Below are 19,021 nucleotides of genomic sequence, written 5' to 3' on the forward strand. Positions count from 1 at the left end.
ATGGAAAAGATCATCAATCATCTCAAAGAGAGAAGAGCATTTTTCAGTAAAAAAGATGTAAAGCTCTCAATAAACGAGTAGAAAAAATATATTTTTAATCGTTGCTTTCTCTTGAGCTAAGATAATAGAAAGGAATTTTTTTGTCTCAGGTCTTAACACCATTGCTTGACCGTGTTTGTTTCCCGCAAGATTTGCGGGTATTACCTGAGTCTTATCTGGTACAGTTGGCTAATGAGTTGCGGACCGAAACGATTGATGCGGTTTCTGTAACAGGAGGTCATCTTGGAGCAGGACTTGGTGTTGTTGAGCTTACAGTTGCATTACATTATATTTTTAATACACCAGAGGATAGGATTATTTGGGATGTTGGTCATCAAACCTATCCACACAAAATTTTAACGGGGCGTAGAGAAAAAATTCGCACATTACGTCAAGAGGGCGGGCTATCAGGTTTTACAAAACGTGTAGAGAGTGTGTATGATCCATTTGGAGCGGGGCACTCATCAACTTCTATTTCGGCAGGGCTTGGCATGGCGGTGGCAAGTGCTTTGAAAGAAGAGACAAAACGCAAAGTCATTGCTGTCATTGGTGATGGTGCAATGTCTGCGGGTATGGCTTATGAAGCAATGAATAACGCTGGTGCTTTGAATGCACGCTTGATTGTTATTCTAAATGATAACGATATGTCTATCGCACCGCCTACAGGTTCTATGAGTGCACATCTTGCACGGTTAGTCTCTCGTCCTTCTTATCGTCATTTACGCGAACGCGTAAAAATGTTGAGTGAAAAATTGCCAAAGTTTTTTTGGGACAAGGCACGTCGTTCAGAGGAGTTTGCGCGTGGCCTTTTGGTAGGGGGAACGTTATTTGATGAGCTTGGCTTTTATTATGTTGGCCCCATAGATGGGCACAATTTAGGGCATTTATTGCCTGTTTTAAAAAATGTTCGAGAATACCCTTATGGTCCTGTTTTGGTGCATGTTGTAACCCATAAGGGAAAGGGATATCCACCTGCAGAAGCCTCGTCCGATAAATATCATGGTGTTAATCGTTTTGATGTCACGACAGGAAAACAGGTTAAGGCATCAAGTAATATCTTACCCTATACCAAGGTATTTTCTAAAGCTTTAATAGAAGAGGCATGCCATGATGATAAGATTGTTGGCATAACGGCAGCGATGCCAACAGGGACAGGACTTGATGCTTTTGCAGAAAAATTTCCTAAAAAGATGTTTGATGTTGGGATTGCTGAGCAACATGCCGTAACTTTTGCGGCCGGACTTGCTTGTGAAGGGTATAAGCCTTTTGTTGCAATTTATTCTACTTTTTTACAGCGTGCTTATGATCAAATTATTCATGATGTATCAATTCAAAAGTTACCAGTACGTTTTGCTATTGATAGAGCAGGTTTTGTGGGGGCAGATGGGGCAACGCACGCTGGCAGTTTTGATATTGTTTTTTTGGCTACGCTTCCTGAGTTTGTTGTTATGGCGCCTTCAGATGAACTTGAGCTGATGCATATGGTACGTACAGCTGCAGCTTATGATCAGGGGCCCATTTCTTTTCGTTATCCACGTGGTGAAGGTATTGGTATAGATTTACCGCAACGTGGGGAGATATTAGAAATTGGAAAAGGGCGTATTCTGCGTGAAGGAAATAGGATCGCTCTGGTTTGTTTTGGAACACGGATGTCAGAAGTGTTGCAAGCTGCTGATAGGTTGGGAGCTAAAGGGTTATCGACGACGGTTGCAGATGCACGGTTTGCAAAACCTTTGGATAAGGATTTGATGCGTCGTTTAGCACGTGAGCATGAAGTTTTGGTGACAATTGAAGAAGGTGCAATCGGTGGATTTGGAGCGCATTTATTACAATTTTTAGCACAAGAAGGGCTCTTAGAGCATGGTTTAAAAGTTCGTACACTAAAATTTCCTGATGAATATTTGAATCATGGTTCACCAGAAAAAGTTCTCTCAACGATTGGGCTTGATGCTATGGGTATTGTCAACACGGTGTTAACGGTCGTGGGACGCGAGATTCGAATGGAATAGAAAATTCGAGTATGAGATGGCTTCCAGAAAAAGGCTCGATATTCTTTTAGTTGAAAAAAACTTTTTTACAACGCGTTCCCGTGCACGTGATGCTGTTATGCGCCAAACTGTTAAAGTTAATGGTGAAATCGTTTGTAAAGCGGGGCAAACCTTTTTTGAGAATGCAGAGATTGTTGTTTGTGATCCAGCGCAGAATTATGTTTCGCGGGCAGCATTGAAATTGATTACAGCACTTGATGCATTTCCGATTGTAACGGACAAAGTGACAGCCATTGATGTTGGGGCATCAACAGGTGGTTTTACACAAGTTCTCTTAGAGCGTGGAGCAGCCCATGTCATTGCTGTTGATGTTGGGCATCATCAATTTGATAAACGTTTATTGGGCAATTGTGCTATAACCTTATTAGAAGGCTTGAATGTTAGAGATTTTCAACAGGAACATTTAGGCGGGCGGGAAATTGATCTTATTGTTTCAGATGTTAGCTTTATTTCTCTCAAACTTGCATTGCCTCCCGTTTTGTCTTTAGCCAAAAAAGGCGCTCAAGCTGTTTTATTGGTAAAGCCTCAGTTTGAGGTTGGTCGTAAACACCTTGGTAAGGGAGGAATATTAGATCCCTCAAGAGCTAAAGAAACCGCTGAGGGGCTTTGGGGCTGGCTCAATACGCAAACAGGGTGGCGTGCAAAAGGTTTACTTCCTTCCCCTATTAAAGGAGGTGATGGCAATGTGGAATATTTACTATTTGGAGAAAAGAAACAGTGAGTGACAATGTCATCATCGACCATATCGAAACAAATGGTTATGGTACTGCTAAGATGGGGCACGGCTTTGTTTATGTTCCTTTTACTTTACCAGGAGAATGTGCTGAAATTATTGTTCATGGAAAATATGCAACATATATAGCATTAAAAGAAAAATCACCAGAACGCGTTGACGCTCTTTGTCAGCATTTTGGAGAATGTGGCGGCTGTACGCTTCAACATTGGCGTGCTGATGCTTATCGCGTATGGAAACGACAATTGGTTATTGATGCGCTGAAAAAGTATGGAATTAAGAGTGTTGTTGCACCTTTAATAGAGTGTAAACCCTATAGCCGACGGCGGGTGACTCTAACAGCATCCGTGACTCCACAAGGTCAAAAAGTTGGTTTTAATCGTTATCTTTCTCATGAGATTATAGCTCTTGAGGAATGTCCAGTCAGCCATCCAGAGCTTATTTCTCAGTTGCGTAATATCAGAGAGCTCTGTGCTTTTCTAAGCAGCTCTGTCAAACGGTTTCATGTTACGATCACACGTGTTCAAAATGGTTTAGATGTTGCTTTAAGCGATTGCATTATACACCATGAGTCACTTCGTCAGGAAATGATCAATGCAGCTCTTTCGTATGGGATGATACGTTTGTCTGTTGACGGTGAAGTTTTGATTGAACGAGAAAAACCAGTGATTTATTTTGGAGACGTCCGTGTTGAATTTCCTTCTGGTGGTTTTCTTCAAGCAACCTGCGAAGCTGAAAATACAATAGGCAACATTATTTTGACTCATTTAAAAAAAGCAAAGAGTGCTCTTGATTTGTTTTCAGGGCTAGGAACATTTGCTTTGCGTATGGCTAAAAAGATGAATGTTCATGCGGTAGAAAATGATGAAAAAGCATTAGAAAATTTGAGTTCAGCAGCACGTTTTTCAACTGGTTTAAAAACAGTCACGTGTGAAAAACGCGATCTTTTCCGCTATCCACTTTCTGTAAAGGAACTTGAATGTTTTGAGAGTGTTGTTTTTGACCCTCCTCGTGCCGGTGCAGAGGGACAAGTCCGTGAACTGGCGAAGGCAACAATACCCCATGTTGTGGCAATTTCGTGTAATCCTGCCACATTTGCGCGTGATTTATCTCTCCTTGTTGCAGGGGGATATACAATAGAAAAAATCACACCAATTGATCAATTTTTATGGTCATCCCATGTTGAAGTTGTTGCTGTTTTGAGCAAAAATAAAAAGAAGAAGGGCTGGAAACTTTAGCTTAAATTTTTTTTAACACCATGAAGATTTTTAAAAAAGTTTACTTGGGGATTATTATAAAAATCTCTCTAAAATTTATCACAATAATATCCTTTTTCTTATTGAAATTAAGAGCACTAAATATAGACAGTGTTTTTACTTTAAACTTTTTTATTATGAAACAGACAGTATTACCCCACATAAAAGACTAATAACATATTACGAAAAAGGTATGTTTGAGGGTATATCTGAAAAAGCCGGCACTAAAGCTATATTTGCATCTCCCAATGTCGTGATAGCCCTTGGGATTTGAGATAATTCATAAGAGGCATGTTTTTTTGTACAGTTTCATCCCATACAGCTCTCTTTACTTGTAACATACAAACCAATGGTTTTACTGATTCAACATACACAGATTTGAAATGAAATAATCCCATAGCATCCAAGGTTTTAATTTAATATGAACAGCGCTGTATTATTTTTATAAATCAAAATATTATAACAAAATCCCCTCCCCAAAATCGTCTTGATAGATGAGAAGGGAGCAATACTGGGAAGAAATAAAAATGAGTAAGCTTATTCTTTTATAGCGCAGTTCCACCAATTGTCATATTATTGATTCGCAAATGAGGTTGTCCAACACCAACAGGAACATTTTGTCCTGCTTTTCCGCACATACCAATACCGTTATCCAGTTTACTATCATTTCCAATCATTGTGATACGTTTCATAGCCTCTGGTCCATTTCCAATAAGAGTTGCACCTTTTATTGGAGCACCAATTTTACCATTTTCTACTCGGTATGCTTCAGTACATTCAAAGACGAACTTACCAGAAGTAATATCAACTTGTCCTCCACCAAATGAAACAGCGTAGATACCACTCTTAAGGGAAGAAAGGATTTCTTCAGGTGTTTTATCGCCTCCTAGCATGATTGTATTGGTCATTCGTGGCATTGGGGCATAAGCATAGGATTCGCGCCGTCCATTTCCGGTTGATTGACTTCCCATAAGCCGTGCATTAAGCCTATCTTGCATAAAACCAACGAGTTTTCCATCTTCAATGAGAACGTTATATCCTGAAGGGGTCCCCTCATCATCGATCGTGAGAGAACCACGGCAATGAGGAATTGTTCCATCATCAACAACTGTAACACCTTTTGCCGCAACTTGTTGTCCTAAAAGTTCAGAAAAAGCGGATGTTTTTTTGCGGTTAAAGTCACCTTCTAAACCATGACCTACGGCTTCATGAAGCATAACACCAGGCCATCCATTGGCTAAGACAACATCAAATGTTCCTGCAGGTGCTGCTTCTGCTTCTAAATTTGTTAAAGCCATACGTAAGGCTTCATCCGCGGCTTGTTTCCAATTGTCGTCACAAATAAATTGTTCAAATGCTTGTCGCCCCCCACATCCATAAAAACCATTTTCACGTCGATTCCCTTCAGCCGCAACCACAGATATAGAAAGCCGTACAAGAGGACGCACATCACGAACCAGATACCCATCCGCCCGTAAAATTTCAACATGTTGTAGTGAACCAGAAAGAGCAACAGTCACTTGATGCAATTTATCATTTTTTGCTCGTAAATAAGCATCAATTTTTTGCAAAAGAGCACTTTTTTCTTCAAAGGATGGAGCATCAAGGGGATTATGTGGTTGATAAAGCCTCTTATTCGTTTGTTGAGGAGCTATGCTATAAGGTCCAGCGTGATTATTATAGGTAACAGCTTTAGCTGCTTCACAAGCACGGTTGAGTGCAGCAGCTGATAATTCACTAGAATGTGCATATCCAGTCGCTTCTCCAGCAACGACACGCATACCAAACCCCATATCTTGATGGAAAGAACCGTTTTTAAGTTGTCCATTATCAAATAAAAGAGTTTCGCTTTCTTTATACTCAAGGTAAAGTTCGCCATCATCTGCATAATGAAGTGCTTCCTGTACAAGTGATTGTACTTTAGAGGAAGCAATATCAAAATGATCAATCAGCGATTTCATAAGAGTTATCCTATTTTTATTGGGGGTGTAAAAGATTTTTATTGATTGAATTTAAGACGTTCTTAAAACAGGTGAGGAGATTTTAATCATCCAATGTGTGTTGATTTCATTTACGTGGGCAAGGTTGCATAGGCATCGCCAAGACCCTGAAGGTCAACGAAACCTCCAATTCCTTGTTCTGGGGTTGTAAAGATAAAATAGGTTGCCATTTTTCCTTTTAAAAAGAGTTGTAATATATCTTCTTTAAGAAAAGCTTCAGCAACACAATTATCACCAAGACAACGACGATATTCCATTCTACCCATATTTTTATCGTCAATTTTAATTCCAACACCAGGACGTAATTCAACGCGAATCGGAACAAAAACACGCATTAAAGCCCCTTGCTTTTGAGGAAGCTTATAAAATGTAACGCGCAAAGTAATATCATGACGACCTTGTGTATGGACGTTTTGTACAACCTCACACTGCATATTAGGTGTCCCTGGTGGGAGAGCACAAACTTTTGTCCATGCACCATAGGTTTGTGGAGCAGGGACATTTTGCGCATAGGGTGTTTGTGCAAAAGCGTAATTAATAGAACTGCTATAAAGTGGGTGAAGAACAGCACCAATAAAAAAAACTTTTTTGAGTAATTTATAAAGTATCACAAAAAATCCTATCCAACTCAACACATACACAATCATGCACAGACTGTGCATAAAAAATGAATTCCTCACATAAAAACTATAACACAAAACCAGTATCTACCAAAATATATTCATCTCTATATAATAAATAAAGGGAAATGAGAAAAAAACATTTTATAGGAGATAAATTTTCAGCATGGCTTTATGCTGTTTGGTAGGATACACTTTTATGATACATTTGTAATGTCAGAGAAAATGTGATTAAAAAAATGTATTTTTGTTGCAAAGAGTTCTATCTATTTTAGGAGATGCGTACGAGATATATTTTCTCAAAAATACGATTGGTTTTAATGGATCATTCCCATACGCTAGATAATGTTTGCCAAATAATATTTGCCAAATAATATTTATTTGTGAATGACAGAAATGAAAAAGGGTGTTGAGTGGAATGTCTGTTTCAGGAGAGTTATCGGTTGCAAATGGCAAATCAACGCCACCAAAATCCAGTATTAGTGATTATATTACATTATTAAAGCCGCGTGTTATGTCACTGGTAGTCTTTACGGCACTGGTTGGTTTAATGGTGTCTCCTGTTCCCATCAATCCGTGGTATGGTTTTTTAGCAATTATATGTATTGCTGTTGGTGGTGGGGGTGCGGGAGCATTGAATATGTGGTATGATGCTGACATTGATGCCGTGATGGAACGGACTAAAAAGCGCCCCATTCCTATGGGTAAAATCAGTCCTCCAAAAGCATTTATTTTTGGCATGGTCTTGTCTCTGCTTTCAGTATTGGTTATGGGGAGCTTCATTAATTGGTTTGCGGCATTTTTTCTTGCATTTACAATTTTCTTTTATGTCGTTATCTATACAATCTGGTTAAAGCGTATCACACCACAAAATATTGTTATTGGTGGTGCTTCTGGGGCTTTTCCACCAATGATTGGATGGGCTGTAACAACGGGGACAGTGAGTTTTGATAGCTTTTTATTATTTTTAATTATTTTTATGTGGACCCCCCCTCATTTTTGGGCTCTTTCTCTCTTTTCATCTCTTGATTATGAGGCTGCGGGCATCCCTATGATGCCCAATGTACGAGGTGAATATTCAACAAAAAAACAGATCTTATTTTATACTATTTTGATGGCACTATGCGCTGCGGCTCCTTGCTTTACTGGTCTTGGTGGAATTTTTTATGGCATCTTTTCGACAATCTTAGGCATTATTTTTATTTATTTTGCCTATCGTTTATGGAAAGCTGATACCCCTGATGAGACTATTTTGATGGCCAAAAAAACGTTTTTCTTTTCATTATTTTATTTAGCAGCAATCTTTGGAGTTCTTTTGATTGAATCTCTTGTTCGATATTTTATCGACCTTTAGGCAAATAAAATGAAAAAGTAAATTTTAAAAGAGCTTTTCTTCAGGAAAATGCTGTAAGAAAACGCTATAGAGTGTGTTCTTATGCAAAAGGTGATATTGCACGTTTTTTTTACATTGCTTATTCATGTATAATGATAGGTCGTTTGAATATGAGACTAAAGCTATAGAGATTAAGGATGATTTATGTCTGGACTTCCCCCTTTAACCATACGTCTTTGTGGTCCGCGTGGATTTTGTGCAGGGGTTGATCGTGCTATCCAGATTGTTCTGCTTGCATTAAAAAAATATAGTGCTCCCGTATATGTTCGTCATGAAATTGTACACAACCGTTACGTGGTTGAGGGATTACAGCAAAGGGGCGCTGTTTTTGTTGAAGAGCTTGATGAGATTCCAGAAGAACATCGCAACCAACCGGTTGTTTTTTCTGCCCATGGTGTACCAAAATCTGTCTCAGAAGAGGCACGACGTTATAATTTGTTTTATCTCGATGCAACATGTCCGTTGGTCTCGAAAGTTCATAAACAAGCGATACGGCATCAACGTCACGGCCGTCATGTTATATTGATTGGTCATGCGGGTCATCCTGAGGTTATAGGGACAATGGGACAACTTGAAGATGGGGCTGTGACGCTTATTGAAACGATAGAAGATGCTTTGCATTATCAACCAGGTGATCCAGATAAATTAGGGTTTGTTACACAAACAACGCTTTCTGTTGAAGATACAGCAGGAATTCTCGATGTATTACAACGACGTTTTCCTACATTAGCAGCCCCAGCGGCTGAGTCAATTTGCTATGCTACAACGAATCGGCAAGATGCGGTTAAGGCAGCTGCAAAGGGGAGTGATTTGTTTTTGATTGTTGGAGCGCCAAATTCTTCTAATTCACGACGTTTGGTAGAGGTTGCCGAAAAGTCTGGGGCACGGCAAGCTATTTTAGTTCAGCGCGCTGATGAAATTAATTTTGAAAACCTAAAAGCTCTTTCTGTTGTTAGTCTTTCAGCAGGGGCTTCGGCACCTGAAATTATTATTGATGAAATTATTTCAGCGTTTCGTGCGCGTTATGATGTGACCATAGAGTTAGCTGAAACAGTGGTAGAAACGGAAAGATTTTTAGTGAGTCGTGAATTACGTGACGTCATTTTAACGCCTCAAGATATGGCATTCGTGAATGGTCAAAAAAATAATGCAAAAAATGAAAATCAGAATACAGGCATGTCTACAACGAAAGCAGAATAATGGCGGTTTATACAGATATTCATCCAAATGATTTAAAAACATTTTTAACACGTTACGCAATAGGATCACTTTTGTCTTATCAAGGGATAGAAGAAGGGATTGAAAATTCTAATTTTATGCTGGAGACAACACAAGGGCGGTTTATTTTAACACTTTATGAAAAGCGTATTTCAAAAGATGATTTACCTTTTTTTTGTTGCTTGATGCAGCATTTAGGACAGCGTGGAATTCCTTGTCCTCAACCCGTTATTCAAAATGATGGAGTGATGATCGGTGAACTAGCAGGACGTCCTGCTGCTATTATTACTTTTCTGGAAGGAGAGTGGGTTCGTCAGCCCGATATAGATCATTGTGGTGAAGTAGGGACGGGGTTAGCGCAATTGCATTTAGCAGGACAGGATTTTACACTCAGTCGTAAAAATACGCTTTCTATTATGGATTGGCAAGTATTGTGGCAACGCTGTCAAATCACAGAAGATGCATTGTTAAAAGAGTTTGGACAAAAAATTGAGTCGGAACTGACTTTTTTACAGGAAAATTGGCCGTTCAATTTACCAACAGGTATTATTCATGCGGATTTATTTAATGATAACGTCTTTTTTGTGAATCATTGTCTTTCTGGTATGATAGATTTCTATTTTGCGTGTAATGACTTTTTTTCTTATGACTTAGCCATTTGTTTAAATGCTTGGTGCTTTGAGCCTGATTATTCCTATAATCTTATCAAAGCACGTAAATTATTGGAAAATTATCAAAAAATAAGACCATTGATCCCTTTAGAATTGGATAAGATTGTTTTATTGGCTCGTGGTGCGTCTTTACGTTTTTTACTCACACGTCTTTATGATTGGTTTAATACACCACCTGATAGCTTTGTTATTAAGAAAAATCCGTGGGAATATTGGCACAAGCTTTGTTTTTTCAGTAACGTAAATTCTCTAAGCGAATTAGGTTTTTAAATTTTATGGCTCGTCAACAAAAAGTCGTTGAAATTTATACAGATGGTGCTTGCTCAGGAAACCCTGGAGTTGGAGGTTGGGGAGCAATTTTACGCTGGAATGGTCATGAACGTGAGCTTTATGGCGGTAATGCGCATACAACAAACAATCAAATGGAACTTATGGCGGCAATTTGTGCACTAAAGGCACTTAAAGAGCCCTGTTTGGTCGATCTTTATACAGACTCAGTTTATGTGCGTAATGGTATATCTAAGTGGATTGAAGATTGGAAAAAGAATAATTGGCGCACTGCATCAAAAAGTCCTGTGAAAAATATGGAGCTATGGCAAGCTCTTGAAGATGCTTGTTCTTGTCATACAGTCAGATGGCACTGGGTAAAAGGGCATGCGGGCCATCCAGAGAATGAACGCGCTGATGCCCTTGCGCGCAAAGCAATTGCACAATATCGCGAAAATGGGCGTTTTCCGACATAATTGCTTTTTGAGAATTTTTTTCTCTTATCATGGGATAGCAAGAGGGGGTGATTGTGTATGAAATACAAATGTTCCACTTAAGGCGTGATCTTTAAAAGAAACTGTATAAAAAATTTTTTGGTTGGTTTCCTCTGGTACGAAGTAGAGTGGAGCACTAAAGAGTGTATATTCTGCATTAGCACCGATTTTTTTTGCTGCTCCAATTTGCATTTCTCCTCCATCTAAAAAGAGAGCGTAAGGCGTTGTTTTGTTGTTATTTTGTATTTTTATAAGGAGGGTATTATTATTTTTTTCAGCGCTTATTTTTAGGGCATTTTGTGTCATGCGTGGCAAAGAATTTTGGGCATCTTTTAACAAAGAAGCAGGAAGATGTTTATTTTTAAGAGACGATGGTGAAAAATCAAAGTTAACAGTCAATGGAAGGCAGATTTTATGGCATAATCCAAGAGTGAAAGCACCACTTAAATTTTGACTCGAAGAAGATAGATTAAAAGGCAATATCACTTTATCTTTATAGCCTAATGACCAATCATTTTCTGTTTCAAAAAGCTGTGGAGTAGGATAAAAGATTTCATAAGAAACCTGTTGGTTGAAATTAAAAAAGGGTGCCATTCCAGAATTACCTGGATTACGCCAGTATGTTTTCCATCCTGGTTTAAGCACGATTTCAATAAAGCCTTCTCTCTTTCCAGAAAGAGAAGGTTCAGTAATTGCTAATCGGATACGACCACCTTCTGATTCATACCAAGAGGTTGAGAAAAGCTGAAGTTTTTGTTTTGTTTGAGCATTTACAGAAATGTTAAGTAATTCTAAAATTATGAATGTTAAGCTTAAAGTAACGAAAATCTTTTTATAAAAGAAAGTTGCGATTTTTTGTAAATTTGTAACTATGTGACTTATTTTCATTGGAGTTTTATTTTCCTAGTGTACTAAATGAACAAACTTTTATCATGTAAATTATGGAGAATAACAGATTAATGACGCAGTGTAATGGCTTTTTAGGTGGGCAATTACTCATAGCAATGCCTGGGATGAATGACAAACGCTTTATTCGTTCTGTTATTTATATTTGCGCGCATTCTGATGCTGGTGCGATGGGTATTATTCTCAATCAATTGCATCATATTGACTTTCCAGAGCTTTTGCTTCACCTTGGTGTAATAGACAGTGGACAAAAAAAATGTCTTTCTGAACCAATAAAACAATTTCCAGTTCGCTATGGTGGTCCTGTTGATCCTTCGCGTGGTTTTGTCCTTCATTCAGATGATTATGCTTGTGAAGAAACTGTTTTTATTGCAGATAAGGTCTGTTTTACTGCGACAATTGATATACTAAAAGCGATCAGTTGTGAACAAGGTCCACAACATGCACTGGTAGCATTAGGTTATGCTGGATGGAAAGCGGGGCAACTTGAGGCAGAAATTTCTACAAACGGTTGGTTAATCAGTTCGACATCACCAAGTTTTCTTTTTGAAAGTGATTTAAGTTGCAAGTATGATAAAAGTTTAACACGCATGGGGATTGATCCAATCTATCTTGCTTCTGAAATGGGACACGCGTAGAGTTTTTTTGAGCTTTTTAACTTTACACGTTATTCTATCCCGTGTGTTTTTATTTTAAGGAAATATCCTTCAGTATTCCCAAGCCTATTTCGCGATAGCGTTTGTAAGTGGTCTTACGGTGAATCCACAGAGCCTCCATCTTTACGCTTGTAAAGTAACAAGCCGGGTATCATCGTTATATTTTGTCAGCCCTCAATGATGCGACAGCGCTTGGCACTTAAGATGATTCATGAAAAGGTATTTTTCCCCTTTTTAAATAGTTTTTTCCACCTAAGCTTTGCCTACTTGTGATGTGAAAGCGAATGGTTTTGATTGATTCAACATGAGAGAGAGTTTGAAATAAGAGAATTTTTAGTATTCAGAGTTTAAATTCAAGTTGAATAACGCTAACTTATTATTATAAATCAATATTTTGGCTTATAAGGGAAATGGCTTTGAACGAGAGTGATTAACTCTTCTATGACAATTGGTTTTGTTACAAGTGTGCTTTGAACATATTTACAGCCTTCTTGACGGAGAAAGATTGCTTCTTTTTCATTTTCAACACCTTCTGCGATAATTTGCAAGTTAAGATCTGTTGCCATATTAATGATAGATTTGAGAACAAGTTTCTTCTTGAGAGAGTCGATTGAGATCAGTGAACGATCAAGTTTAACCATATCAAATGGATAACGCACAAGATAGGTCAGTGACGAATAACCTGTTCCAAAATTATCGAGTGCGAGGTTCATTCCAAGTGTTTTAATTTGTTCGAGAAAGTGGGCTGATTGTTCAGGATTGTTTCTTAAAACAAATTCCGATATTTCAATCATCAAGCGCCCTTTGTGGAGCGGATGGCGAAGCAGAGCGGCACGCAGTTGACTGATAAAACGAGGATGAATCATTTCTGCGCTTGGTAAATTAATTGAAATAAAGAAAGACTGGTGGGGAAGTTTTTCTTCTACATTCATAAGATCGATAATGGCATTCTCGATGATAAATTGTGACAAATCCATAACGATTTGTTCATTTTCTACGATTTTTATGAAATCAGAGACATTTAATTTTCCATAAGTTGGATGATGCCATTCTACAATTGTTTCAAAACCAATAATATGTCCATCTGATAAATTAAGAATAGGATGGTAGAGAATTTTCATCTCATGACGCTTTATGGCATAGTGAATATCTTTTTCCAGAGTATTCTGTTCGAGACCCAGGGTGCGAAAATTAGGACGAAAAGGTTCAATATGGTTTCCTCCCATTTGTTTTGCACGAATCATTGCTAATTCACTATCATTAAAAATATCTTTAGCCGTTGATCGGCTTTCACTCCATGTAACCAATCCGATAGACGTTGAAAGAATTATTTTATTTTCCGCAAGTGAAATAGGTGCTGAAATTGTTTTGTGCAAATGATCCGCAAATGCTGCAATTTTTTGTGGTTCAGTTTCACTGAGTAAAATAATTGCAAAGCGGTCTGCTGAAAGGCGTGATAAGGTATCTTGAAAGTTAATAAGTCGATTTAAACGACGGGCGATTATAAGGAGTACAGTATCCCCAATGGCTATGCCTAACTTGCGATTAATTTGACGAAAATTATCAAAATCAATCATAAAGACGGTCGGTCTAATTTTAATATTTGCTTTCGCTAAAGAGGTATAGTTTTGTAGTCTATCAAAGAAAATTTGTTGGTTAGGAAGGCCAGTTAAGCTGTCGTGAATTGCATCATGCAATAAACGTTCTTCAGATTTTTTATGGTTCGTAATATTGACAATAGTTCCAATGACACGTGTGATTTTCCCATCTTTTTGCATCGCTGGACGTGCGCGAAGAGAAAACCAATGATAATACCCCCCCCCGGAAGAAAGCCGAAAAATTTGATCAATACGCCCTTTTTTATTTTTAAGAATGATATCCAATACGGCTTGGAAGCGTTCACGATCATCATAATGCAAGGCTGAAATCCAGTTGCGCATCGTCCCATTGAGGTTGTGGATTTCAGTACCAAAAAGGGTTTTTATGTTTGGATGAACAACAATACGATCACGCTCAATATTCCAATCCCAAATAATATTTCCAGCTCCTTTTGCTGCGAGGACTTGTTGTTCAAGGTCGGAAAATATTCCTTCATGGAAAGCGTCATGAGAAAAAGTTTGTTGTAGGACAGTAAAGCTAATGAGAAGAACAATGAGAACTAATCCTCCCGCTAATGCTGGCTGGATAATATCATTGTTTAAATGTCCTTCTATGCAGGCATAGGCTCCCACACACCAAAAGCTAATAAGCAACCATGTTGGAATAAGCATAATAGCGCGGTCATAGCTTCGGATTGAAAAATAGATGATGAACAGTATACCCAGCGTAGCGGTAAGGCCAAATGATAGACGGGCAATTCCTGCTGCTCTGATTGGATCATAAATAGCAAAGGCTCCTAAACTGCAAAAGGCAATGATCCAGGCGATAGCACCATAACTAAAATGATAATGCCAGCGATTAAGATTGAGATAGGTAAAAAGAAAAATGAAGAGTGTTGCAGCAAGGGCTACTTCTGTACCGGCACGCCAGATTGGTTGTGTTGTGAGTGTAACAGCAAAGAATTTATTTAAAAAGTTGAAGTCAATACCAATATAAAAAAGCACAGCCCAAGCGACAGCAGCTGTTGCAGGAAAAAGCCCTGTCCCACGGACAACGAAGAGAACGGTTAACAAAAGGGCTAAGAGACCTGATATCCCAAGAAGAATACCATGATAAAGTGTATAAGAATTAAGGGCGTCTTTATAAGCTTCAGGTTGCCATAAATAGATTTGCGGTAGATTTGCAGAGTTAAGTTCGGCCACAAATGTAACAACAGCACCGGGATTGAGAGTAATATGAAAGATATCAGAGTTCGTACTCGGTTGACGATCAAGAGAAAAACCTTCACTTGGTGTTATAGATTGTATCCGTTCTGATCCAAGGTCTGGCCAAAAAAATCCAGAGTGCGCCATGCGGTAGTGGGGGGCAACGATGAGACGATCGACTTGTTCATCTGTTGGATTTGCAAGAGAAAAAACTGCCCAGTTTCCAGAAAATTTTTCACTTTTTGCCTGCACTTCAATACGCCATACAATACCATCTGGTCCTGGTGCTGTACTTGTTTGAAAAATAGAATTGTTTGTATGGTGAATTTCAATTGCTTTTGAGAGATCAAGAGCAGCATCTTGAGAAGAAATCTTAACGGGTTCAATAGCGTGTGCTGATGTAAGATGGACAAAAGAACTAACGACGATAATGAAAATGATGTCAATTATTTTACGCAAACTTTTCACAATGTCCCACTCTCAATATTTTAAGATGTCTAATTTTCATTTAGATTTTTGAGAAAAAACGTCCACCTTTTATCATTTATTTACAGAATAAATCGTGATCACTTCCTCTTAAGTTATATGATTTTATAGACAAATAGGCCATATACTCATTTGCTTCCACGAAACTTGAAGCGGATGGAATTTTTTATATTTTAAAAGAGCAAAGTTAAATCATGAATTTCTAAATTTCACGGATATAGCTTCACGCATTAGAATCTCTATCATATGAAGGAGGAATTGGATAGTTTTGTACGCCTCTTTGTCCAATATTTCCAAAACTTATTTCATGAGAAGAGTTTTTATGGTAAATTCTACGATAAAATGTATTCATATTCATTGTGATACTTCTTTTTAAAAAGCATTTTTTACTTTAGCTTATATGAAAGAGTTGATGTTAAGTCATCAAAATTCATGAGGTGACCTACAGGTCCGACAGCAGTGAGTGTTGGCGTGGAATTTGTAAAAAGACGATATGCTAAATCAGTTAATCTTGTAGGCGTGATGAGATTGAGGCGTTCAATTGTTTCCGATATTGGAATGGGACGAGCGTAAAGAAGTATTTGGCGAGCAATGAGATGTGCTTGACTAGAAGGATTTTCCTGTGACATTGTGAGATTAGCACGGTATTGCGTTTGTGCTCGTTGGAGTTCATTGGCGTGAATATTTTTGCTTGCCTTGGAAAGTTCATCAAGAATCACAGGCACAAGTTCTTTGAGTCCTTCTTGTCCAGTCGCTGCGTGAACACCAAAAAGCCCAGTATCTGAAAAACCCCAATGAAAAGCATAAATGGAATAGCATAATCCACGTTTTTCTCTTACTTCTTGAAAAAGACGTGAAGACATCCCCCCACCAAGAATGATTGAAAGAATTTGGGTCGCATAAAAATCACGCGCGTGATAAGCACGCCCTTCAAACCCTAGAACAACTTGTGTATCCATTAAATCACGATATTCACGAAAGTCGCCGCCGACATAATTTGCAAGATTAGGAAGAGAGGCTGTTGAATGGGGACGAAAAGTGCCAAGACGACTTTCAACTTCTTTTATAAAGCTTTCGTGTTTTACAGCTCCTGCCGCGACGACAATCATACGATCTGCACTATATTGTTTATTGATGAAATCATGAAGATCAACAGATGTAAATGATTGAAGAGTTTGAGCTGTTCCTAAAATAGAACGACCAAGGGATTGATGACGAAAGGCAGTTTCTGTAAAATGATCAAAAACGATATCATCAGGCGTGTCATGGGCGGCACCAATTTCCTGAAAAATGACTTGTTTTTCTCGTTCTAGTTCATCTTCGTCAAATTTTGAATGCATCAAAATATCGGCTAAAATATCGATAGCAAGTGGGATATCGCTTTTAAGGACACGTGCAAAGTAAGCTGTTGTTTCAATACTGGTTGTGGCATTAATTTCACCGCCAACATCTTCAATATCGGTTGCAATTTGAAAAGCGCTACGGTTTTCAGTTCCTTTAAAAGCCATATGTTCAAGAAGATGGGCAATACCATGCTGTGTGAAGGTTTCATTGCGTGAGCCTACTTTCACCCATATTCCGAGTGCGACACTATCAATCTGTTGCATTGTATGTGTGGCGATCGTCAAACCATTACTAAGGCGACAGACATCTACATCCATGTATTTACGACTCCATTAAACAAGCTAGATAACCTCATGGTTAAAGGTATTATAATATTCTTGATTTAAATTAATGCAGCTAACTTTAATAAGATGCACGAGATTTTAAAGAAATATAATCTTTGACTATTTTTTCATCATTAGCAAGACTTATGAAGTGTTCTTCACCTTCCATAACATCATTGAGATGAGATGGCCATGGGGCATGAAGTCCACAAGCATTTTTAATCGTATCAGGAAATTTAGCAGGATGAGCCGTGGCAAGGACAATCATTGGAATATGTGGTTTTTTATTTTCGCGCGCTACTTTAAGGGCGACTGCTGTATGTGGATCAACAAGATAGCCACTTTCTTTATAGACACGATCAATTGTTTGTGCTGTTTCAGCCATGTTACTTTTTCCAGCGGAAAAGAGAGAACGAATATTTTTGAGTTGTTTTTCATCAAGAGTGAAAGATCCCGTTTTTTTCAGGTTTTCCATTGCATTACGAATCCACATTGGATCACGATTGCCGCTTTCAAAGAGTAAACGTTCAAAATTAGAAGAGACTTGAATATCCATAGAAGGTGATGTTGTATGGACGATTGGTTGTGTTTCGTAAGTACCGTTGGTCAATGTCCGTGCAAGGATGTCATTATCATTTGTTGCAATAACCAGTTGAGCAATGGGTAACCCCATACGCGCAGCAACATAACCTGCAAAAATATCACCGAAATTTCCAGTAGGAACAGTAAATGAAACAGCTCTATCAGGAGCACCTAAAGAAAGTGCGGATGAAAAATAGTAAACAATTTGCGCCATAATACGCGCCCAATTTATAGAATTAACACCTGAAAGGGCTCTTTTTTTACGAAAATGATGATCATTAAACATTGCTTTGACAAGAGCTTGGCAATCATCAAAATTTCCCTCAATGGCAATGGCATGAACATTTGTACTTTGATTGGTTGTCATTTGCCGTTGTTGAACAGATGATACCCGTCCTTTAGGAAATAAAATAAAAATATCTGAGTGCTCTTTTCCAGCAAAAGCTTGTATTGCAGCCCCTCCTGTGTCACCCGATGTTGCAGCAATAATCGTTGCGCATCCATTTTTTTGAGTCAAAACATAATCCATCAATCGAGAAAGAAACTGCATTGCCACATCTTTAAAAGCTAAAGTAGGCCCATGAAAGAGTTCAAGGATAAATTCATCTGTTCCAGTTTGTTGTAACGGACAGATTGCTGGATGATGAAAGGTTGCATAAGATTCAGCAATCATATTTTCAAAAGCTGTATACTCGATCTCATTATTTACAAAGGACCACAGAACTGTTTTAGCAATTGTTGTATAAGACTGACCACGAAGTGCGCGTAACGCATCAAATGATAATTGTGGAAATTTATCGGGAAGATAAAGTCCACCATCACTTGCCAGCCCTGTCATGATTGTTTCCGTAAAGCTTAAAGCAGGAGATTCACCTCTCGTGCTGATATATTGCATAAGTTTTATCCTTTTTTATTTTTGGAAAATTGATGAAGTTATTTATTTCATGTTTTTTATAATATTTAAATTATTAAATGGGTAGAAGTTTATTTTTCTTCTTTTTGACTTAATAATAAAAGAAAAATGAAAGAAATAGTCTTAAGCATTTTTATTTTTGAGATACAAAGATCAAGTGTTCACAGAAAACTTGTTACAGTCGAAAATTTTCTCTCTATGATTCATTCACTTAAACTTACAACGTATCTTCGCCTATGTATCTTCCTGAATAATAAAATCAAAGAGA

14 protein-coding genes are annotated in these 19,021 nt (G+C 38.1%); 8 read left to right on the top strand and 6 right to left on the bottom strand.

The genetic code is table 11. The features are described from left to right. Window positions 1-140: 140 nt before the first annotated feature. The 3 genes from dxs to D1093_RS04870 are packed head-to-tail and all read left to right on the top strand — an operon-like array spanning window position 141 to window position 4,058. Complete coding sequence (gene dxs / locus D1093_RS04860) at window positions 141-2,048, top strand: 1-deoxy-D-xylulose-5-phosphate synthase (RefSeq protein ID WP_120101010.1); 1,908 nt, start codon at window positions 141-143, stop codon at window positions 2,046-2,048. Window positions 2,049-2,064: 16 nt separating this feature from the next. Next, window positions 2,065-2,808: a TlyA family RNA methyltransferase gene (locus tag D1093_RS04865; protein ID WP_120101012.1), complete on the top strand. Its 744-nt coding sequence runs from the start codon at window positions 2,065-2,067 to the stop codon at window positions 2,806-2,808. Continuing rightward, complete coding sequence (locus D1093_RS04870) at window positions 2,805-4,058, top strand: class I SAM-dependent RNA methyltransferase (RefSeq protein WP_120101013.1); 1,254 nt, start codon at window positions 2,805-2,807, stop codon at window positions 4,056-4,058. Before D1093_RS04865 ends, D1093_RS04870 begins: the two co-directional genes overlap by 4 nt. Before the next feature lie 563 nt (window positions 4,059-4,621). Here the strand turns inward: D1093_RS04870 and tldD are convergent. Together tldD and D1093_RS04885 are read right to left on the bottom strand one after the other, a co-directional pair. Next, complete coding sequence (gene tldD / locus D1093_RS04880) at window positions 4,622-6,037, bottom strand: metalloprotease TldD (protein WP_120101015.1); 1,416 nt, start codon at window positions 6,035-6,037, stop codon at window positions 4,622-4,624. Window positions 6,038-6,147: 110 nt separating this feature from the next. Further along, window positions 6,148-6,738: an invasion associated locus B family protein gene (locus D1093_RS04885; protein WP_012231192.1), complete on the bottom strand. Its 591-nt coding sequence runs from the start codon at window positions 6,736-6,738 to the stop codon at window positions 6,148-6,150. Window positions 6,739-7,114: 376 nt separating this feature from the next. On the opposite strand from D1093_RS04885, the gene cyoE reads away from it, so the two are divergent. The 4 genes from cyoE (at window position 7,115) to rnhA (ending at window position 10,721) form a co-directional block, all read left to right on the top strand. Beyond that, window positions 7,115-8,050 carry a heme o synthase gene (gene cyoE, locus D1093_RS04890; protein ID WP_120101018.1) on the top strand — a complete coding sequence of 312 codons (936 nt, stop codon included), beginning with the start codon at window positions 7,115-7,117 and terminating at the stop codon, window positions 8,048-8,050. A 183-nt stretch (window positions 8,051-8,233) separates the two neighbouring features. Next, a complete protein-coding gene (ispH, locus tag D1093_RS04895) occupies window positions 8,234-9,289 on the top strand; it encodes a 4-hydroxy-3-methylbut-2-enyl diphosphate reductase (RefSeq protein ID WP_120101019.1) in 1,056 nt (351 codons plus the stop codon). Next, window positions 9,289-10,248, top strand: a complete 960-nt coding sequence (locus tag D1093_RS04900) for a homoserine kinase (RefSeq protein WP_120101021.1) — start codon at window positions 9,289-9,291, stop codon at window positions 10,246-10,248. The genes ispH and D1093_RS04900 overlap by 1 nt, the downstream gene beginning before the upstream one ends. 5 nt (window positions 10,249-10,253) lie before the next feature. After that, complete coding sequence (gene rnhA, locus D1093_RS04905; RefSeq protein WP_120101022.1) at window positions 10,254-10,721, top strand: ribonuclease HI; 468 nt, start codon at window positions 10,254-10,256, stop codon at window positions 10,719-10,721. Between the two features lie 27 nt (window positions 10,722-10,748). On the opposite strand, the gene D1093_RS04910 is transcribed toward rnhA, so the two are convergent. After that, window positions 10,749-11,627: a protein-disulfide reductase DsbD domain-containing protein gene (locus D1093_RS04910; protein WP_120101024.1), complete on the bottom strand. Its 879-nt coding sequence runs from the start codon at window positions 11,625-11,627 to the stop codon at window positions 10,749-10,751. 71 nt (window positions 11,628-11,698) lie between these two features. Here D1093_RS04910 and D1093_RS04915 point away from each other — a divergent pair, with 71 nt between their 5' ends. Then, window positions 11,699-12,283 carry a YqgE/AlgH family protein gene (locus tag D1093_RS04915; RefSeq protein ID WP_120101026.1) on the top strand — a complete coding sequence of 195 codons (585 nt, stop codon included), beginning with the start codon at window positions 11,699-11,701 and terminating at the stop codon, window positions 12,281-12,283. Window positions 12,284-12,687: 404 nt separating this feature from the next. Here D1093_RS04915 and D1093_RS04920 read toward each other — a convergent pair whose 3' ends face one another. From D1093_RS04920 to thrC, 3 genes are all read right to left on the bottom strand, one after another. Beyond that, window positions 12,688-15,573 (bottom strand): EAL domain-containing protein, encoded by a 2,886-nt coding sequence (locus D1093_RS04920; RefSeq protein ID WP_120101028.1) that lies wholly within the window; start codon window positions 15,571-15,573, stop codon window positions 12,688-12,690. Between the two features lie 404 nt (window positions 15,574-15,977). Further along, window positions 15,978-17,252, bottom strand: coding sequence for a M16 family metallopeptidase (locus D1093_RS04925; protein WP_120101029.1), 1,275 nt, complete (start codon window positions 17,250-17,252; stop codon window positions 15,978-15,980). Between the two features lie 85 nt (window positions 17,253-17,337). Continuing rightward, a complete protein-coding gene (thrC, locus tag D1093_RS04930) occupies window positions 17,338-18,735 on the bottom strand; it encodes a threonine synthase (RefSeq protein WP_120101031.1) in 1,398 nt (465 codons plus the stop codon). Window positions 18,736-19,021: the final 286 nt, after the last annotated feature.

The sequence above is a fragment of the Bartonella kosoyi genome, from assembly GCF_003606325.2.
GTDB classification, from domain to species: domain Bacteria; phylum Pseudomonadota; class Alphaproteobacteria; order Rhizobiales; family Rhizobiaceae; genus Bartonella; species Bartonella kosoyi.